Source organism: Micromonospora sp. NPDC047812 (genome assembly GCF_040704175.1).
GTDB lineage: Bacteria > Actinomycetota > Actinomycetes > Mycobacteriales > Micromonosporaceae > Micromonospora.
This window is the reverse complement of record NZ_JBEYRY010000005.1, coordinates 98,122-116,633: the sequence shown is the minus strand read 5'-3', so window position 1 is coordinate 116,633 and position 18,512 is coordinate 98,122. Positions and strand designations below refer to the sequence as shown.

The window sequence follows — 18,512 nt, the reverse complement described above, 5'->3', positions numbered from 1 at the left end:
GTCGTCATCGCTGTCCCCCTTCGCTGTGTACGCCGCCCGGCGGCATGGAAATCTCCGTGGTGTCCTCGGCCTCGGCCCGCCGTACCCCGCTGTAGAGCCGGGACAGCATTCCCCCGACCGCCTCCGGGTCCGGGTCGTGGCGTACCGCCGGCTGCTCCGGCCGCGTGACGGCGGAGAGCTGCGCCATCGGCACCCGGACGGGCAGGCCGCGCTCGTTGGTCCCACCGGTGACCGGGACGGCCGGCGGCGTGGGCGAGGTCCCCGGCACCGGGCCGGGCGACGGCCCCTGCCGGGACCACCAGCCCCCGCCGGTCGACGCGGGCGGCCGGGCCGCCGGGGCGAGCACGTCCTCGGCCCGCACCGGCACCGACCGGGCCTGCCGGGGCGGGACCTCGGGCCGGCGCCCGGCCACCGGCAGCTCGCCCGCGGGCCGCGCACCGCCCCACACCGGCAGCCGCCCGGCCACCGGCACCCCGTCCCAGGTCGTGCCGGCCGCCGAGGCGGTCAGCATCCGGGCCGGGACGGGCGTCTCCCGCTCGGGTGCCGGCGCCAGCAGGTCACCGGGCAGCCGCACCCGGGCGACGAGGCCGTCCTCGCCGCCGTCCAGGCGCACCTCGACGCGCAGCCGGGCGGCCAGGTGGCTCACCACGAACAGGCCCATCCGCTCGACCGTCGCCACGTCGGCCGCCGGCGGGGTGGCGAGGACAGCGTTCGCCTCGGCCAGCGCGGCCGGGCTCATGCCGAGCCCCCGGTCGACGATCTCGATGAGCGCGCCGGCGCCCTCGGGCCGGGCGGTGACCGCCACGACCGTGTCGGGACGGGAGAAGGAGGTGGCGTTCTCCAGCAGCTCGGCCAGGACGTGGACCAGCTCACCGACGGCGTGGCCGACGACGTGCAGGTCGGCGACCGCCCCGTGCCGCACCCGCTGGTACTGCTCGATCTCGGCGCTGGCGGCGAGCAGCATCGCGCCGAGCCCCACCGGCCGGTTCCACCGGCGGGTCGACTCGGTCCCGGCGAGCACCAGCAGGCTGTCGTCGTTGCGCCGCATGCGGGCGGCCAGGTGGTCGAGCTTGAAGAGGTTCTCCAGCTGGTCCGGGTCGCTCTCCTCGCGCTCCAGGTCGTCGAGCAGCTCCAACTGGCGCTCCACGAGCACCTGGCTGCGCCGGGCGAGGTTGACGAACATCGCGTTGACGTTGCGCCGGGTGGTCGCCTGCTCGACGGCGACGTTGACCGCGCTGCGGTGCACCGCGACGAACGCCTCCGCCAGCTCGCCGATCTCGTCGAGCGAACGGACCACCGCCGGCGGGACCTCGATGGTCGGGACGCCCCCGGTCACCGTACGCAGCCGGTCCAGGGCGTCCGGCAGCTCCAGCTGGGCGATCCGCAGCGCCTGGCCGCGCAGCAGCCGCATCGACCGGGCGATGGACCGGCCGACGAGCACGGAGATGAGCAGGGCCACCAGCAGCACCGAGAGGATGCTGCCGACGACGAGCAGCGTGGTCCGCAGCTGAGTCGCGCTCACCTCGTCGGCCTGCCGTACGGCGTCGTCGAGCACCGACGCCTCGATGCGACGGAGCAGCTCCTGACGTTGCTCGCCGGCCGCCCACCACTGTGGCGCCGGCAGCACGCTCGGCGTGGCGGACCCGGTCGCCAGGCTCTGCTCCTCCAGCCGGGTCGCCGCCAGGAACGCCGGATCCGTCGAGGTCTCGTCGTAGCGGCGGACCTGCTCGGCGGTGGCGGCGACCCGGAACGCGCCCAGGGCGGTCAACTGCTGGGCGCGCAGGTCGGTCAGGACCACCTGGTCCTCCACGCCGTACCGGCCGGCGCGGGCGGCCTCGTAGAGCTGGGCCCGGACCCGCGAGGAGAGTTCCTTGACCCGGGCGAGCTGCACGTAGCGCAGCACCGCGTCGCTGAGCGCCGGCCGGTCCTCGCCCGGCGTGGGCTCGGCGAGCAGGCGCAGCAGCGCGTCGACGGCCCGGTGGTAGTTGCTCAGGATGGTGTCACTGCCCAGCACCGCCGGGGGAATCGCGGCCCGGATGTAGGCGACCTGTTCGTAGGCCTCCAGCACCTCGGAGTAGGCGACCCGCCAGGAGGCGTCGGCGTCGGCCAGCGGCCCGGCGGCCCGGCGCAGGTCGCGCAACGCCTGGTCGGTGGCCGCCTGCAAGGGCTTCAGCACGACGATCGCCGAGTCCCGGTCGGCCCCCGCGCCACCTCGGCGCAGCTCGCCCAGCTCACCGGCCGCCCGGTCGCGTTCCTGCTGGAGCTGGTGCACCAGCGCGACGATCTCCCGGCCGATGCCGACCTGCTGGGCGAAGTCACCCAGCGCGGTCGTCCGCCCCACCAGGGTGTGGGTCTGCACGCCGGCCAGCACCAGGAACGCGACCGACGGGATGACCAGCACGGTGACGAGCTTCGTGCGCATCCGCCAGTCCCGCAGCCGGAACGGGGAGCGGCGACGGTGCGGTACCACCCGGACGTCGAACCGGCGCCGGCGATGCGCCGACGCCGTGTCGTCGGGCGGTTCCGGACCTCCCCCCACACGTACCCCCTCCCAGTCCCGCGTCCGCCGCGAGCCGGGGAGCGGAGTCCATCCAACCAGGCCCGCGAGCCGTGTCAACGGGGCGGGCTGAGGTGCCAATCAGGAGGGTGAGGCGGTCTCGTCCGTCCGGACGATGGCGGCGAGCCGGGAGGCGTCACCGACGCGGCCCAGGGCCACCAGCGCCGCGCCACTCGCCCCGACCTCCGGGTTGCTCCCGTACCACACCGGCCGGGGCGCGAGCGCCGCCGCGAACGCCGTACGCCACCAGCGGGAGGCGGCCATCGCGCCCCCGCCGAGCACCACCTCGACCGACTCGTCGACGGTGGACTCCAGCACGACGAGGTCGTCGGCGACCAAATCGCACAGACCCCGCATCAGCCCGGCCAGGATCTCCACCGCGCTGGTGCCGAAGCTCAGGCCACCCAGCGCGCCCGAACCGGCCGGGGCCAACCCGGGCGGCCGGTCCCCGCCGAAGCGGACGTTCACCGGCAGGCCGCCCTCGTGCGGCACCCGGGCCAGGGCGGCCTCCAACTCGCTGCCCCCGGGCAGCCGCAGCTCCCGGTCGGCCCAGGCGAAGAGGTTCCCACCGGAGGAGTACGCGGCGCCGGTCACCACGTGGTCGTGGTCGACCCGGTAGCGCCAGAGTTCCCCGGGCAGCGGCGGCATCGCCTGCCCCGCCGGGACGCGCTGCACCAGCCGGACCGCCGCCGACGTGCCGACCGTCACCGCGGCCCGGCCCGGCTCGACGCAGCCCGAGCCGACGTTCGACGCCGCGCCGTCGCCCACCGGGCCGGCCCAGGGTACGTCGGCGAGCTGCGGCCAGCGCCGCGCGTACGCCGGCCGCAGCCGGCCCCGCCACCCGTTCGGCGCCAGCTCGGGCAGCTCGTCGGCGCGGCTGCCGGCCAGCTCGCACGCCTCGGCGTCCCAGTCCAGCGTCCGCAGGTCCAGCAGGCCCGTGCCGGAGGCCTGGGAGATCGACATGGGCGCCGAGTCGAGCAGCTCGCCCAGCACGTACTCGGCCAGGCCCGCGAAGCGGGCGATCCGCCCGCCGGTGTGCTCGCGCAACCAGGGCAGCCGGATCGACCAGTAGCAGCGGTGCCACCACGTGCCGGTGCGCCGGTGGAAGTCGTCCGGGTCCGCCGGGCCGGCCGCCCCCGCGAGGGCCTCGGGGCGGGTGTCCAACCAGGTCAGCACCGACCCGAGGGGCGCGCCGTCGGCGCCGACCGGGACCACCGAGTGCCACTGCGCGGACGTCGCCACCAACGACACGTCGCGCAGGTGCCCGGCGGCGGCCAGCTCGTCCAGGCACGCCGCCAGGCAGGCCAGGTAGCCGGGGCCGTCCAGCGTGCCGGTGCCGTCGTCGTGCACCACGAGGCTCACCTTGCGCCGGGCCAGCGCGCCGGGCAGCGGACGGGCGTCCGTGTCCAGCACGAGTCCGCGTACCGACGAGGTGCCCAGGTCGAGCGCGAGAATGTTCATCGCGGGTCAAGTTACCCGGTGCGCCGCGCCGCGGCGTCCCAGCGGGTGGGCCGTACGCCCGATCGGCTTTCCGGTGCCCGCCCGGGGCCGTAGGGTGATCGCATGCTCGCGCACCTGTCCTGCTGGTGGCCCGCCGACCCGGCGGCCATCCCCCGCGCGTAGCTTCCCACGCGGCCGCCCGACGAGGCGGCCGCCGGTCTCTCCCCAGCCCTCCCGGTCGCCCGCCCGGCGCCGCCCGGCCCGAGGAGACCCCATGACCGACCTGACCGAGCTGCTCGCCACCGCCGTCGGCGGCGGCGAACCCGGCCCGTTCGCGCTCGTCCGCCGCGAGGGCGCCGCGCACCTGGAGCTGTTCACCGGCGCGGTACGCACGGCGGACCGGCTCGCCGACGTCCCCCTGCCCGACGGGCCGCCCGGCCCCCGGACGCTGGCGCTGGTGCCCTACCGGCAGATCACCGAACGGGGCTTCGCCTGCGTCGACGACGGCGTACCGCTGGAGTTCCTCGAGATCGCCCGGCACGAGCGGATCGGGCTGGCCGAGGCGCTCGCCGCGCTGCCCGACGTGCCCGTACGGACCGCCGACGCCGGCTTCGACGTCACCGACGACGAGTACGCCGCCACCGTCGGCCGGGTGCTCGCCGAGGAGATCGGGCGCGGCGAGGGCGCCAACTTCGTCATCCACCGCTGCCTGCGCGCCACCGTGCAGGGCCCGCCGCTGGTCGCCGCGCTGGCCGCGTTGCGCCGGCTGCTGCGGGGCGAGCGGGGGGCGTACTGGACCTTCCTGGTGCACACCGGCACCCGGATCCTGGTCGGGGCCAGCCCGGAACGGCACGTCAGCGTCGACGACGGCCTGGTCATGATGAACCCGATCAGCGGCACCTTCCGGCACACCGGCGCGGGCGCCGACCGGGCCGCGCTGCTGCGCTTCCTCGCCGACCCCAAGGAGGTCGAGGAGCTGTACATGGTGCTCGACGAGGAGCTGAAGATGATGGCCACGGTCGCCGAGCACGGCGGCCAGGTGGTCGGGCCCTACCTCAAGGAGATGTCCCACCTGGCCCACACGGAGTACCTGCTCGCCGGCCGGGGCACGAAGGACGTCCGCGAGGTGCTGCGGGAGACCATGTTCGCGCCCACCGTCACCGGCAGCCCGATGGAGAACGCCTGCCGGGTCATCGCCCGGCACGAGCGCACCGGGCGGCGCTACTACGCCGGGGTGCTGGCGCTGCTCGGCCGCGACGACGCCGGTCGGCAGACCCTGGACGCGCCGATCCTGATCCGGACCGCCGAGATCTCCCCCGCCGGCGAGCTGCGGGTGCCGGTCGGGGCCACCCTGGTGCGGCACTCGACGGCCGAGGGCGAGGTGGCCGAGACGCACGCCAAGGCGGCCGGCGTGCTGGCCGCGCTGGGCCTCGGCCCGCAGGCGCCCGCAGGCGGCCCGGAGCCCGCCGTACGCCTCGCCGACGACCCGGAGGTACGGGCCGCGCTGGCCGCGCGCAACGCGCCGCTGGCCCGGTTCTGGCTGGACCAGCGGTCGCCGGGCGCCGGTGGCCTGCCCGGGCTGGCCGGCCGGCGGGCGCTGATCGTCGACGGCGAGGACACCTTCACCGGCATGCTGGCCCACCAGTTGGGCGCGCTCGGCCTGGCCGTGACGCTGCGACCGTGGCACACCGCCGGCCCGGTGGACGGCCACGACCTGGTGGTGGTCGGCCCCGGTCCGGGCGACCCGGGCAGCGCCACCGAGCCGAAGATGCGCACGATGCGCGGGCTGCTCGCCGGGCTGCTCGCCGAGGGCCGCCCGACCCTGGCCGTCTGCCTGGGCCACCAGTTGCTCGCCGGCCTGCTCGGGCTGGCGCCGCACCGCCGGGACGCGCCCTACCAGGGGCTCCAGCGGGAGGTGGACGTCTTCGGCACGCGCCGCCGGGTCGGCTTCTACTCCACCTTCACCGCGCGCGCCGAGGCCGACCGGCTGGCCACCCCGTACGGCCCCGTGGAGCTGGCCCGGGACGCGGCGGACGGCGCGGTGCACGCGCTGCGCGGGCGGGGGTTCGCGGGGGTGCAGTTCCATCCGGAGTCGGTGCTCAGCCCCGACGGCGTGGCCGTCCTCGCCGACCTGCTGCGCGGGCTGCTGCCGGCGTCGGCGGGACATCCGTCGACGGCGGCCGGAAGGTTGTCGGGTGCGACCGAGCGCGCATAGCCGACCCGATCGGGGGTAGGGGTGCTGCGACCGGCGGCCCGGACGGGTCGAGAGCCCCCGCCCGAGCCGCCGGTCGCGCCGGCTCAGCCGACAGACCGGCAACGCGGACTCAGCCGACCGACCGGCAGCGCCGGCTCAGCCGGCCAGGCCCGCCTTGAGCGCCGCGCCGATCTGCACCGCGCGCCTGGCGGTCAGGGCGCAGGCGCCGAGCGCGATGTCGTCCGGCGCCGTCTCGCCGTTGTTGCTGGTGTGCGAGGCGCCGTAGGGGTTGCCGGCGACGAACTGGCTCGGGTCGGTGTAGCCGGGGGTCACCACGACCCCGCCCCAGTGGTAGAAGACGTTGAACATCGACAGCAGGGTGGCCTCCTGCCCGCCGTGCGAGGTGGCCGTCGAGCAGAACGCGGCGTAGACCTTGTTCGCCAGCGCGCCCTGCGACCACAGCGGCCCGGTGGTGTCCATGAACTGCTTGAGCTGGGCGGCCATCACGCCGTACCGGGTCGGGGTTCCGAAGATCACCACGTCGGCCCACGACAGGTCGTCCAGCTGCACCTCGGGGACGTCCTGGGTCTCCATGTGGTGCGCGTGCCAACCCGAGTTGGAACGGATCGCCTCGTCGGGCGCCAGCTCGCGCACCTTGCGCAGCCGCACCTCGGCGCCCGCCTCGCCGGCGGCTTCGCACGCCGCCTGCGCCATCTGGTACGTGATGCCGGTGGCGCTGTAGTAGATCACCGCGACCTTGGTCTGGGCAGCCATCGGGTGTTCCCTCCTCATGTCGGGTCAGCTCCGGCGACTACCCGATGTTTGCGCCGTCAAACGGTCATCCGGGGATCGCGCGCCCGGCCCGCCCGCCGCGGGCGATGCTGGGAGCATGGAGATCAGAGCCGCGACGACCGACGACTGGCCGCTCATCTGGCCCTTCCTGCGGGAGATCGTGGCGGCCGGCGAGACGTACACCTGGCCCCGGGACGTCGACGAGGAGCGGGCCCGGGTGATGTGGCTGGTGCCGCCGCCGGGCCGCACGGTCGTCGCGGTGGACCCGGACGGCACGGTGCTCGGCTCGGCCAAGCTGGCGCCCAACCAGCTCGGACCGGGCGACCACGTCGCCAACGCCAGCTTCATGGTCGCCCCGGCCGCCGGCGGGCGCGGGGTGGGGCGGGCCCTCGGCGAGCACGTGCTGGGGCTCGCCCGCGCCGACGGTTACCGGGCCATGCAGTTCAACGCCGTCGTGGCGACCAACACCCGCGCGGTGGCGCTCTGGCGGTCCCTCGGCTTCGAGGTGGTCGGGCGGGTCCCGGAGGCGTTCCGGCACCCCGTCCAGGGCTTCGTGGACCTGCTCGTCATGCACCGCCGACTGTGACGTCCCGCTGCCCCGACGGGGACGGTCCCGCCGCCGGCGGTAGCTCAAGATGTCCGCAAGTTTCGATGCGTTCCGGTGCCGGCCGACCGTCGGCCCGGGGATGCTGGTCCCACGGCGCCGGCGGACCGGCAACCGCCCGGCACCGGCCACCCTGAACGGGGGATCGCGCTGCGCCGGCAGCGTCGCCGGCGAAGCGCGATCAGGAAGGCCGGATCAGCGCACCAGCGCCTCCATCAGCCGCTCCAGCTCGGCCGGCGGATCGGCGGTCAGCCCGGTGTGCACCGGCCCGGTCTGGATCATCGTGCTGCGTGGGGCGGCCAGCCAGCGGAACCGCTCCCCCAGTCGCATGCCGCCCGACGGGCCGTCGCCGGCGCAGGTCCGGTCCCAGGAGTCCAGCACGGCCGCCACCGCGGCGAGGTCGACCTGCGGGGCCAGCGCCCGCACCCGGCCGGCGTCCAGATGGGTACGCACACCGAGGAAGTCCCGCCGCTGGCAGTAGAGCAGCACGCCGACGTTGACCTGCTCGCCGCGTTCCACCCGGGGCACCAGCCGCACGACGGCGTACTCGAAGGGTTCCCTCACGCCGCGCTCCCCTGCGGCAGCCAGTCCTCCCGGCGCGCGACCCGGCGGGCCAGATGGTCCACGTACGCCGCGCGGGCCGCGTCGGCGGAGTCGAAGTCGGCGCCGGCCAGCCAGCCGTCGGGCACCAGCGCCAGCACCTCGCCCAGCACGTCCCGGGTCACCCGCGGGGCCAACTCGGCATCCGCCTCGGCCACCCGGGTCGCGTAGGACGCCAGCACGTGGTCGTCGGCCCGGTACGGCCGGTGCACCGCCGCCTCGGCGCGGGGCCAGTTGTGGTGGAAGTACAGGCAGGCACCGTGGTCGATCAGCCAGAGTTCGCGGTGCCAGACGAGCAGGTTGGGGTTGCGCCAGCTGCGGTCGACGTTCTCCACGTACGCGTCGAACCAGAGCACCCGGGAGGCGAGCGCCGGCTCGACGGGGTGCGCGATCGGGTCGTAGCCCAGCGCCCCGGGCAGGAAGTCCATGCCCAGGTTGGCGCCGCCACTGTTGCGCAGCAGCTCCTGCACCTCCTGGTCGGGCTCCGCGCGCCCGATCACCGGGTCGATGTCGAGCACCACCAGCGGCGGCACCGCCAGGCCCAGCCGACGGGCCAGCTCGCCGCAGACCACCTCGGCGACCAGCGCCTTGGGCCCCTGCCCGGCGCCCCGGAACTTCGCCACGTACGTGCCGAGGTCGTCGGCCTCCACCACGCCGGGCAGCGAGCCGCCCTCGCGCAGCGGGGTGACGTACCGGATCCCGCAGACCTCTCGGAGCACGGGACCACCCTAGTCGGGCGCACGTGCCCGCACCGCGCGCCCCGGCCTGCCGCGGCAGGGGCCGCCGGGTCAGTTGTCGAGGCGGTCGCGCAGGTCGTCGACCTCCTGCTGGATCCGGTTCACGCCGCCCTCGTCGTTGAGGAAGGTGGTGACCCCGGCGGCGAAGGCCAGCCCGATCAGCACCGCCAGGGCGCTGAGCACCAGGCCGCCGATCGCGACGCCCCGGCCGGTCACCCCGGGCCGACCGGCCATCTTGAGCCCGACGATGCCCAGGATCACCCCGATGATGCCGAGCAGCAGGCCGATCCAGGACAGGATCACGGTCAGCACGCTGATCAGCGCGGCCACCCCGAAGACCAGGGCGAAGGCGGCGGCGGCGCTGGTCTTGGCGGCCGGGCCGCCCCGGCCGGCACGGGTCGGTACGCCGGCACCCCGGGCCGGCTCGCTGGACGCGGTCATGTCGCTCCCTCCGGGCGCGCGGACGGCGCGCCTGCTGGCCGGCCGCTTTCCCGCTGTGGCGGCGGTCATGCGTCGGATGTCGGGGGTGGGCCCTAGGCTGGTGCCCCACCCGAGCGGAGGAGCCTGATGCCAGCGGAGCTGACCGGGCGCCAGGCGCTCGCGCTGCGGATGACCGGCCTGCTGCTGCGCCCGCATCCCACGGTGCGCCCCGCCGGGGTGGCGGACGTGGTGGAGTGGTTCGGGGCCATGCAGGCGCAGGACCTGGCCAGCGGCATGTGGTCGCTCGGGGTGCGGCTGCCCGCGCTCGGCCACGCCGACGTGCACGCCGCGCTGGAGCGCCGGGAGGCGCTGCGCACCTGGCCGATGCGGGGCACCGTGCACCTCGTGCCGCCGGGCGACGCCCGCTGGATGCTGGAGCTCACCGGCGTACGCTCGCTGGCCGGCGCCGCCACCCGCCGCGCGCAGCTCGGGCTGACCGAGACCGACGCCGACCGCGCGCTCGACGTGCTCGGCGCCGCGCTGGCCGGCGGCGGCCGGCTCACCCGGGCCCGGTGCCTGGCCGCGCTCGAGGCCGCCGGCATCGACACCGGCGAGCAGCGCGGCTACCACCTGCTCTGGTACGCCAGCGTCCGCGGCGTCACCTGCCTCGCGCCCAACGTCGGCACCGAGCAGACCTTCGCCCTGCTCGACGAGTGGGCGCCCGACGCGCGCCGACCGGAGCGGGACGAGGCCCTCGCGATCCTCGCCCGCCGTTACGTGCGTGGGCACGGGCCCGTCACCGATCGGGAGTTCGCCGGCTGGACGGGGCTGACGCTCACCGACGCGCGCCGGGGCTTCGCGGCGGCCGGCGACGCCCTCACGACGGTGCGGGTGGACGGGCAGGAGGCGCTCGTCGACGCGGCCCTGCTCGACGCGCCCCGCGCGCCGGTCGACGACCTGCTGGTGCTGCCCGGCTTCGACGAGTACCTGCTGGGCTTCAGGGACCGCTCGCTGATGCTGGATCCCGCCCACGCCGACGCGATCGTGCCGGGGCGCAACGGCGTCTTCCAGCCCACGGTCGTCCACGACGGACGGGTCGTGGGCACGTGGAAGCGCGCGGTCGGCAGGACCCGGGTGACGGTCACGGTGTTCCCGCTGGTGCCCCTCGACGAGCCGACCCGGGCCCGCGTGGCGGAAGCGCTGGGCCGCTACGCCGACTTCCTGGGCCTGCCGCTCCGCGTCGACTGGCCCGCTTGAGCGGAGAGCCGGCAACGGCTGCTCCCACCTCCGGGCGTCTGTCACCGGGTCCCCGCCCACTCGGCGGGGCCTGCACTCGTACAGCGTCCTGGCCTGAGCCGGGGAACCCGGTGACACGCGCGCCCGGATCAGTCGCCGCGTCAGACCCAGGTCAGTTAAGGCGGGAGGATGTCCCCCATCGCAGTCGCGTCCGGTTCAGCACCGCATTGACGGCAGCCTCCGGGGACTCCTGCACCGTCCTCGCGCGCAACTGTTCGTACAACTGGGTCGGCGGGTTCAAGCGTGACTCGGACAGCCGGCCGGACTCGTCGATGACCTCCCCACCGCCACATTCTGCGAACGCCAGGGTCGCGGCGATACCCAACACCATTGACGCCGACGTCCGCCACGGGGTCACCCACGCGAACATGCCCGTCTCCGGGTCCTCCGTCCGTAGCCCGAACTGGCTGACGCTGACGAGAACCGCAGCCTCCCAGTCCGAAACCTCGAAGCACACGTCAACGACCTCGGTCAGGGCATCAGGTTGTGCCGGCTGCACAAGATCGGGATCAATTCGCCGATTTAGCACCGCCTCCCCAACCGGCTTGCTCGGACCACCATGGAGGCGGGCCCTAGTGGCATCGCACGCTTCGACGCGCCCACGGGCGTCCGGCCAGCCGGTCAGACCGGCCAACCGGACGCCCGTAAGATCGAGCGCGTCGCGAAGGAGGAATCCACGGTTCACTCGGCTAAGCCACTCGATCGACATGAACGAAGCCTAGCTGCAGGTACCAGCAACACAACGGATCCAGCCCTGGCTGGTCTTGATGTGGATCTCCTTGACCCAACCCTGGGTGGTAATTGCTTTTATAGCGTGGGCGCCCTGCGCGATGAAGTCACGCATCCTCGCCTCGTCCAGATTGTTGGCCCGGACATAGACAATCGCATCCCTGTACTGCCCATCATTGATCAACTTCTTCTCGGCCTCGACGACGTACGTCTGGACTGCAGCCGGGCTACGGGAAGTGGTGTTCTTGAGTTGGATGGGGACGCCGTCCAACCAGCCGTCGATGGCCGGGTACTTCGAGCGAGGCGGACCCTTGAATTCCTTGCCACCGAGGTGATCACCAATTTCGTGGGCCTGTGCGCGCTCGATGTCGTCCAGGTGCTCGTCATTGATCACCTTGCAGGCGCTGGTGTTGTGGACCAGCGCCGACGCGCCCGGTACGGCGATGTAGTAGGTGTGCAGGTCGGCGACGGTGAGATTGTGGACCCGGGTCACCGCCGTCTGCCGGGCGACCGCTGCCACCTGGACCTTCGTTCCCGACGACGTACGCAGCCACTGTCCCGCTCGCAACTCACCGGCGGGTAGCCACCTGGCGAGCTCCGGCACCCAGAACGGGTGGTTTTCGGTCGCCGTCACCGTGGCGGTCGCCTCACCAGCAGAGCCATCGGTGTCCACGCTGACCTTGACGAGCTTCTTCTCACCCTCGCTGTTGATGGTCCGGACGACCGGGCGTCCGACCGTCACGTCGTTGACCGGGTCCGTGGCGAGCACCTCGTCACCGATCCGCAACTGCTCGATCGGCCGCGTCGTGCCGTCAGCTAGGACCACCGGGGTGCCGGGGAGGAAGCTGCTGGCCTTCTTGCACGACTTGCTGCCGAACTTGTACAGCTCGCGCAGCAGGTCGACGCCGCGTTTGCCACCCCCGATCCAGCCGACGATGGGAACCATCGCGGCAAGTGAGGTCAACGCTCCCTCGGTATCCCCTTCCAGATAGGCGATCAGCGCGTCGACCGCGTCGCACGGCTCCCCCACCACGGGAATGAACCCGCAGATGGTCAGCAGGAGCTGGCCGACGATCTTCCCTTCCGCCGCGTTCTTCTCGTCGTAGTACTTGACCACCCCGTCACAGAGCGGCCCGTGTCCCCACTGGATGGTGCACCAGTTGTCGCCCCGCTCGATCGCGCCGAGGAGCGGATTCTTGCAGATGCCGTGCAGGTGCAGGCGAATATCGCACTCCGCGCTACCGGTGTCCGGCTGGCCGGCCTGTCGGCGGGCCTCGGCCTCCCGACGCTGCAGGTCGATGGCGGCCTGCAGCGCCTCCGTGGCGAACTGCCGGGCCTCCGCCGCGCTCTTGCCGGCCTCCTCCGCCGAGGCGCGGGCCCGCTCGGCCGAGCGTTGCGCGTCCACCGCGTAGTTCGCCGCCCGGGAGGCCGACGTCGTCGCCTGGGCCGCGGAGGTCTCGGCGGCCCTGGCCGAGGAGCGGGCTCGGGCAGCAGCGTCCTTCGCCGTCTGGGCGGATGCTGCGGCTTCCGCCGCCGACTGTTGAGCGTCCTGCGCGGACTGCCGTGCCTGCGACGCGAACTGCTGCGCAGCCTGGGACGAAACCTCCGCCTGGCGGGCGTACTCCTCTGCTTCCGCCGCTGCCGCACGGGCCCGCGCGGCAGCCTCCGCCGCCCGGGCTGCGTCGACCCGGGCCAGCGCCGCAACGCGCGCCGCGTCCGCCACCAAGGCACGCACCTTCGCCACGTGGGCGGTGGTCTCGCCGTCACGCTGCCGTGCCTTGTACTGACCCGCGTCCAGGAAGTGCCGCAGCGCCGTCCGCGGGCCGGCCAGGGCGATCGTCGCCGCCGCCTTCACCTCCGGTCCACCGTCGGTCATGATCTGCCCGACCTTGATCCGGTCGTCCGCCTCCGCCGCCGCGTACCGCCCGACCCTGAGGAATTCGTGCCGGTCCTGGTCGGTGCCGTTGAGCGCAGCCTGTCCCGCCGTCCTCATGGTCGGCCCGCCCGCGGTGATGAGTTGGCCGATCAGGATGCGGTCGTCGTCAGCCTTGCCCGGGTAGCTGTGCGTGCGGAGGAATTCCCGTACCTCCGCGTCCGTGCCGGAGAGCGCGGCCTCTGCTGCGGCCTTGAACGCCGGCTTGGGGGCGGTGTCCGCCAGATGGGTCAGCACGGCCCGGTCGTCCTGGGCCGCTGCCAGCGGCAGTTCGTGCTGCAGGAAGGCCCGGATGTCGAGCTCGGAGCCGGTCAGCGCCCTCTCGGCCGCCGTCCGGGTCCACACCCCGCCCGTCTGCGTCAAACGCGCGGCGACCCGGCGCCCGTTGGTGAGCACCACGTCGGCCGGAGCCCCTGGTGCGGTCGCTTCGGCGAGCAGCCGACGCGTCTCCTCGTCCCGCTGCTTCTCCTGGGCCTCGTCCCACGCAGCCTGGGCTAGCCGCGCCTCCTCCTCCTTGCGTTCCACCTCAGCGGCCATGACACCCTCGGCGATGATGGCCTTCAGTCTCTCGGCGTCCGCCGCGCGGGCGTCCGCCTCCACCTCGCGGGCCTGCTCAGCCGCGGTTGCTGCGGCGTCCGCCGCAGCGAGGGCGTTCGTGGCGTGTTGGGACGCCTTCTGCGCCGCGTACGCGGCGTCTCCGGCGTGCGCGGCCGCCTCCTCCGCGGCAGCGGCCGCGTTGTCGGCATGGGTCGCCGAGGCTCTCGCCGCGGTCGTCGCCTGCCCCGCCGCAACCGCCGCCCGGCGAGCCTCGGCGGCGGCCGCGTTGGCTGCCCGCTGTGACTCCTCCGCCTTTGCCCGTGCCCGTGCGGCAGCCTCCCGGGCCTTGGCCGCTTCGGCCGCCGACACATTGGACTGCGCCGCCGCCTCATCAGCGGCGTTCGCCGCCGCGATCGAGTTGGCCGCGGCGCTCGCCGCCGCGACTCCGGCCTTGTCCGCCGCCGCTGAGGCACGCTGTGACGCCGCGGACGCGTCGGCGGCCCGGCGAGCCTGCTTCGCGGCGTCCCTGGCCACCTTCGCGGCATCGCGGGCCTGCTGAGCCTTGGTCGCGTCGGACGCGGCGTTCGACGCGGCCGTGTACGCCTTCGAGGCCGCAGACCCGGCCAGGGCGGCGGCCTGCGCGGCGCGCGCCGCGGAGGCCGAGGCTACCCGGGCCGCGGAACTCGCGGCATTGGCCGCGCCGATGGCGCGCTTGGCAGCGTCCGCGGCCCGGCCGGCCGCTGCCGCGGCCCGGGCAGCGGCAGCGGCGGCGTCCTTGGCCGAGTCCTTCGCCGCGATGGTCTCGGCGGCGGCCCGCTGCGCCGCTTCCTTGGCACGACGGGCCGACTCGACGGCACGGTCCGCCGCCTGCTCGGCGTGCAGGGTCTCCTGCGCCGCGAGCTGTCCGGCCTCCCGGGACAGGTCGGCCAGCTGCGTGACGGTCAGCATCTCCTGGTCCCGCGCCCGCGCCACGTGCTGGCCGTGGAGCAGGAACTCGCGGAGATCGTCGGCGGTGCCGTTCAGCGCCGCCTGGGCGGCGGCCTTCACGTAGGGACCACCGCCGAAGAGGATCTGCCCGACCCGGATCCGGTCGTCGATTTCGCGGGCCGCGTACTGGCCGGTGGAGAGGAACTCGGTGACGGCGTCGTCGCCGCTGGCCAGGGCCGCCTGGCCCGCGCGCTTCACCTCGTTGCCCCCGGCGTCGATGACCTGGGCGAGGCGGATCCGCTCGTCGACGGCGAACGCCGCCTCCCAACCGCCGTTGAGGAAGGCACGCCGATCCGCGACGGATCCGTTGAGGGCGTTCTCGGCGGCCTGCTTCATGGTGGTACCGCCGAGACCGGCGTACTCCTCCACCTTGACCAGGTCGTCCTGTTGCCGGGCATCGAAGTAGCCCGTATCGAGGAAGGTCGTGACAGCTTGGTCGGAGCCGACGAGGGCGTCCTCCGCCGCCCGGGCGACGTTCGCACCCCCCGTCTTCAACAGCAGGACAGCCGCATAACGGTTGTCGAGAACATCGAGCGCCTCGTCGGCTCTGGCCGGTACGCCGGCCAGGCCCGCGGTAAGGGCCACAACCAGCCCGGTCACCGTCGCGCGTCTGAACCACGACGCGGTCGCCCGCGCCTTTCGTCGGTGAATCATGCAAGCCTTCCCTGGTAAGGACGGCTCAGTTCGACCACACAGAATCGAACTGCCCCGAAAACAAAGCCGGAACTCCCACAGGTGGGCACGACGAATAACGCCGCGGTCGGCGGCGCACATCATGCGGACACGAGAGTTACCGGTGCACGTCCGTGCACCGGTGACTCGGGTGACAGATCAGGAGGTGAAGGGGAACCGCAACTCGAGGACGGTGGCCTCGCCGCGCGACTGTCCCTCGCCGACCGGCTGCCACTCGCCCGGGTCGACCTGCTCGACCTCGACCACCGTCGGGTCGTCCTTGACCTCGAGCTTGGCGGACACCGTGTTGGTGTTGTCCCCCCGGACGAAGTAGACCTTCGGGATCTCCATGGTCAGATAGCCCGAGGTCCCCTTCGGACGGAAGCAGAAGTTCCGGCCGGCCGGCAGGGTGAGGTCACTGCTCTGGACGAGAATCAGGTCGTTGGGCGGAGTGTTCGGCGTCGGCCCACAATCGGTGAGCGTCAGGTGGCCGTCACCCTTGATGAGCTTGATACCCTTTTCCGCCAACACCTTCTCGGCAGCCGGGTAGCTGTAGTCCTCTTCGATACCAGGCGGCGTGTCCTCCGCCGCCGATGGAAGCTGTCCCGCGACGACCGCCGCCGCGCTGGCAAGGAGCACCGCTCCACCACCGGCGAGAGCCGCCTTCCACGACCGAACGTTCACTGACATTGCACCCCGTTCCCCGTTGTCCCTGCCACCCGACTCGGCGGCAGGAAAGGCGCGGTACCGCCACACTCGACGTCACCGCTCACATCGGCCGCCATCGTGCCACAGGCCGCCATTACGTGGGGGGCACGTCGATGTCGGTACGGGCCGGAACCGCCGTGACCCGGCGGATCGTGCCCTGCCACAACCGTCACAGCGGCCCCACCGGTCCCTGCGTGACCTGCGGCTGCCGGCGCTGCTCCTATTCGCCGTGCCGTCGACGAATCCGGGCCGGCCGGCCGGGTATCCGGGCCGTGAACCGAGAGGGAGGAATGACGACCATGAGGCTCAACGAACAGCAGGCCAACTCGCTGTACGGGCAGGACGTCAAGGACCGCTCGGGGTCGAAGATCGGAAGCGTGGGCCAGATCTGGGCCGACGCCGCCGGTGAGCCGACCTGGGTCAGTGTGAAGACCGGCCTGATGGGCCACAAGGAGTCGATGGCTCCGCTGGAGAAGGCCCGGATCACCGACAGCGGTCTCGCGGTCGACTACGACAAGTCCACCGTGAAGAACGCCCCGGCCGTGGACGCCGGCACCGACCAGCCGCTGGACACGGATCAGATCGAGCAGCTCTACGCCCACTACCGCCTGACGCCGCAGGCTCCGCCGACGGCTGGTCGAGGACGGGCGCCGGCAGCGGGCGAGGACCTGATCCGGTCCGAGGAACGGCTGCGGGTCGGCACGGAGAGCCAGCCCGCCGGTGCCGCGCGACTGCGCAAGTACGTGGTCACCGAGGACGTGCACGCCACCGTGCCCGTCGAGCACGACGAGGTGCGCGTGGAGCGGGAGCCCATCGCCGCCCGCGACGCGCGTGGCATGCGCGCCGACATCGGCGAGGCCGAGCAGGAGATGACCCTGCGGGCCGAGCGGCCGGTGGTCGCCAAGGAGACGGTGCCCGTCGAGCGGGTCCACCTGGCCAAGGAGGAGGTCGTCGAGGAGCAGCCCATCGACGACCAGATCCGTCGGGAGCGGGTGGACGCGGACATCCCGGAGCGCAGCCGGCGACGCCGCTGACCGCTGGCACGGCAGCGGGCGGGTGGGTCGGTTCGACCCACCCGCCCGTCGCGGCGTACGTCAGTCGGCGAGCGCGCCGGCTGCCCGTCCCTCGTGCAGCGTCAGGTTGCGCCCGTTGGACGGGTCGAACAGGTGGATCTTCTCCAGGTTGAACCAGACGCGCCGGGTCTGCCCCTCCTCGACCGGGGACTCGGCCGACAGCCGGGTCACCAGGCTGGTCCCCCCGCCGCTGAAGTCGGCGCCCGCGTCGGCCGCCAGTTCCTCCAGTTCGGCGGCGCTGGCCCGCTCCCCCTCGACGCTGAAGTAGACGTACTTGTCGGAGCCCATGGACTCGACGATGTCGACCGGCGCCTCGAACTCCGTGCCCCGGCGGCGGGTGTCGTCGTCGACCAGCGCGGCGTCCTCGAAGTGCTCCGGTCGGATGCCGAGGATCAGCTCGCGCGGGGCGTCCGCACTCTCCAGCTCGCGGCGGATCCGCTCGCCGATCGGCACGTCGCCCAGCGCCGTACGCAGCTTGCCGTCCTCGACGGCGGCGTGCAGGAAGTTCATCGACGGCGAGCCGATGAAGCCGGCGACGAAGAGGTTGCGCGGGTGGTCGTACAGCTCCTGCGGCGGGCCGACCTGCTGCACCGCGCCGCCTCGCATGATCACCACGCGGTCGCCGAGGGTCATCGCCTCGGTCTGGTCGTGGGTCACGTAGACGGTGGTGGTGCCCAGCTTCTTCTGCAGGCGCGACACGACGGTGCGCATCTGCACCCGCAGCTTGGCGTCCAGGTTGGACAGCGGCTCGTCCATCAGGAACGCCTTGGGCTGCCGGACGATCGCGCGGCCCATCGCGACCCGCTGACGCTGGCCGCCGGAGAGGTTGGCCGGCTTGCGGTCCAGCAGGGCGGACAGCTCCAGGACCTTGGCCGCCTCCTCGACCTTCTGGTTGATCGTCTCCTTGTCCAGCTTCGCCAGCCGCAGCGGGAACGCCATGTTCTCCCGGACGGTCATGTTCGGGTAGAGGGCGTAGGACTGGAACACCATCGCGATGTCGCGGTCGCGGGGGGCCTTGTCGTTGACCCGCTGGCCGCCGATGCGCAGCTCGCCGGAGCTGATGTCCTCCAGGCCCGCGATCATGTTGAGGGTGGTGGACTTCCCGCAGCCGGACGGGCCGACCAGGATGACGAACTCGCCGTCGGCGATCTCCAGGTCGACGTCGGCCACCGCGACGGTCCCGTCCGGGAACTTCTTGCTCACCTTGTCGAGCACGATGTCAGCCATGAGTAC

General features: G+C 73.4%; 14 protein-coding genes. 4 read left to right on the top strand and 10 right to left on the bottom strand.

All coding sequences use genetic code 11. The annotated features are described in order from the left end of the window. Nucleotides 1-4: 4 nt before the first annotated feature. Nucleotides 5-2,422 carry a nitrate- and nitrite sensing domain-containing protein gene (locus AB0883_RS20395; protein ID WP_366642748.1) on the bottom strand — a complete coding sequence of 806 codons (2,418 nt, stop codon included), beginning with the start codon at nucleotides 2,420-2,422 and terminating at the stop codon, nucleotides 5-7. Nucleotides 2,423-2,638: 216 nt separating this feature from the next. Further along, nucleotides 2,639-4,018, bottom strand: a complete 1,380-nt coding sequence (locus AB0883_RS20390; RefSeq protein WP_366642747.1) for an FGGY family carbohydrate kinase — start codon at nucleotides 4,016-4,018, stop codon at nucleotides 2,639-2,641. A 253-nt stretch (nucleotides 4,019-4,271) separates the two neighbouring features. Between AB0883_RS20390 and AB0883_RS20385 the strand changes: the two genes are divergently transcribed. Continuing rightward, entirely contained in the window at nucleotides 4,272-6,212 is a 1,941-nt protein-coding gene (locus tag AB0883_RS20385; RefSeq protein WP_366642746.1) for an anthranilate synthase family protein, read from the top strand. A gap of 135 nt (nucleotides 6,213-6,347) precedes the next feature. On the opposite strand, the gene wrbA is transcribed toward AB0883_RS20385, so the two are convergent. Then, nucleotides 6,348-6,965 carry an NAD(P)H:quinone oxidoreductase gene (gene wrbA, locus AB0883_RS20380; RefSeq protein ID WP_366642745.1) on the bottom strand — a complete coding sequence of 206 codons (618 nt, stop codon included), beginning with the start codon at nucleotides 6,963-6,965 and terminating at the stop codon, nucleotides 6,348-6,350. Nucleotides 6,966-7,080: 115 nt separating this feature from the next. Between wrbA and AB0883_RS20375 the strand changes: the two genes are divergently transcribed. Continuing rightward, entirely contained in the window at nucleotides 7,081-7,569 is a 489-nt protein-coding gene (locus AB0883_RS20375) for a GNAT family N-acetyltransferase (RefSeq protein WP_366642744.1), read from the top strand. A gap of 213 nt (nucleotides 7,570-7,782) precedes the next feature. Here AB0883_RS20375 and AB0883_RS20370 read toward each other — a convergent pair whose 3' ends face one another. From AB0883_RS20370 to AB0883_RS20360, 3 genes are all read right to left on the bottom strand, one after another. Further along, nucleotides 7,783-8,151, bottom strand: coding sequence for a DUF3037 domain-containing protein (locus AB0883_RS20370; RefSeq protein WP_366642743.1), 369 nt, complete (start codon nucleotides 8,149-8,151; stop codon nucleotides 7,783-7,785). Then, nucleotides 8,148-8,906, bottom strand: a complete 759-nt coding sequence (locus AB0883_RS20365) for a HipA family kinase (RefSeq protein WP_366642742.1) — start codon at nucleotides 8,904-8,906, stop codon at nucleotides 8,148-8,150. The genes AB0883_RS20370 and AB0883_RS20365 overlap by 4 nt, the downstream gene beginning before the upstream one ends. Before the next feature lie 69 nt (nucleotides 8,907-8,975). Further along, nucleotides 8,976-9,365 (bottom strand): DUF4190 domain-containing protein, encoded by a 390-nt coding sequence (locus tag AB0883_RS20360; protein WP_366642741.1) that lies wholly within the window; start codon nucleotides 9,363-9,365, stop codon nucleotides 8,976-8,978. Nucleotides 9,366-9,491: 126 nt separating this feature from the next. Here AB0883_RS20360 and AB0883_RS20355 point away from each other — a divergent pair, with 126 nt between their 5' ends. Next, the gene (locus AB0883_RS20355) at nucleotides 9,492-10,601 is read left to right on the top strand and encodes a winged helix DNA-binding domain-containing protein (RefSeq protein ID WP_366642740.1); all 1,110 of its coding nucleotides are present in this window, start codon (nucleotides 9,492-9,494) and stop codon (nucleotides 10,599-10,601) included. Nucleotides 10,602-10,752: 151 nt separating this feature from the next. Here AB0883_RS20355 and AB0883_RS20350 read toward each other — a convergent pair whose 3' ends face one another. The 3 genes from AB0883_RS20350 to AB0883_RS20340 all read right to left on the bottom strand — a co-directional run bounded on the left by AB0883_RS20350 (nucleotide 10,753) and on the right by AB0883_RS20340 (nucleotide 16,137). Beyond that, nucleotides 10,753-11,349, bottom strand: coding sequence for a hypothetical protein (locus AB0883_RS20350; RefSeq protein ID WP_366642739.1), 597 nt, complete (start codon nucleotides 11,347-11,349; stop codon nucleotides 10,753-10,755). 9 nt (nucleotides 11,350-11,358) lie between these two features. Beyond that, nucleotides 11,359-15,426, bottom strand: a complete 4,068-nt coding sequence (locus AB0883_RS20345; protein WP_366642738.1) for a polymorphic toxin-type HINT domain-containing protein — start codon at nucleotides 15,424-15,426, stop codon at nucleotides 11,359-11,361. 231 nt (nucleotides 15,427-15,657) lie between these two features. Then, the gene (locus AB0883_RS20340; protein WP_366642737.1) at nucleotides 15,658-16,137 is read right to left on the bottom strand and encodes a hypothetical protein; all 480 of its coding nucleotides are present in this window, start codon (nucleotides 16,135-16,137) and stop codon (nucleotides 15,658-15,660) included. Between the two features lie 368 nt (nucleotides 16,138-16,505). Here AB0883_RS20340 and AB0883_RS20335 point away from each other — a divergent pair, with 368 nt between their 5' ends. Further along, nucleotides 16,506-17,240, top strand: a complete 735-nt coding sequence (locus AB0883_RS20335; RefSeq protein ID WP_366642736.1) for a YsnF/AvaK domain-containing protein — start codon at nucleotides 16,506-16,508, stop codon at nucleotides 17,238-17,240. A gap of 60 nt (nucleotides 17,241-17,300) precedes the next feature. Here the strand turns inward: AB0883_RS20335 and ugpC are convergent, their stop codons facing one another. Then, complete coding sequence (gene ugpC, locus AB0883_RS20330; RefSeq protein WP_366642735.1) at nucleotides 17,301-18,506, bottom strand: sn-glycerol-3-phosphate ABC transporter ATP-binding protein UgpC; 1,206 nt, start codon at nucleotides 18,504-18,506, stop codon at nucleotides 17,301-17,303. Nucleotides 18,507-18,512 lie beyond the last annotated feature (6 nt).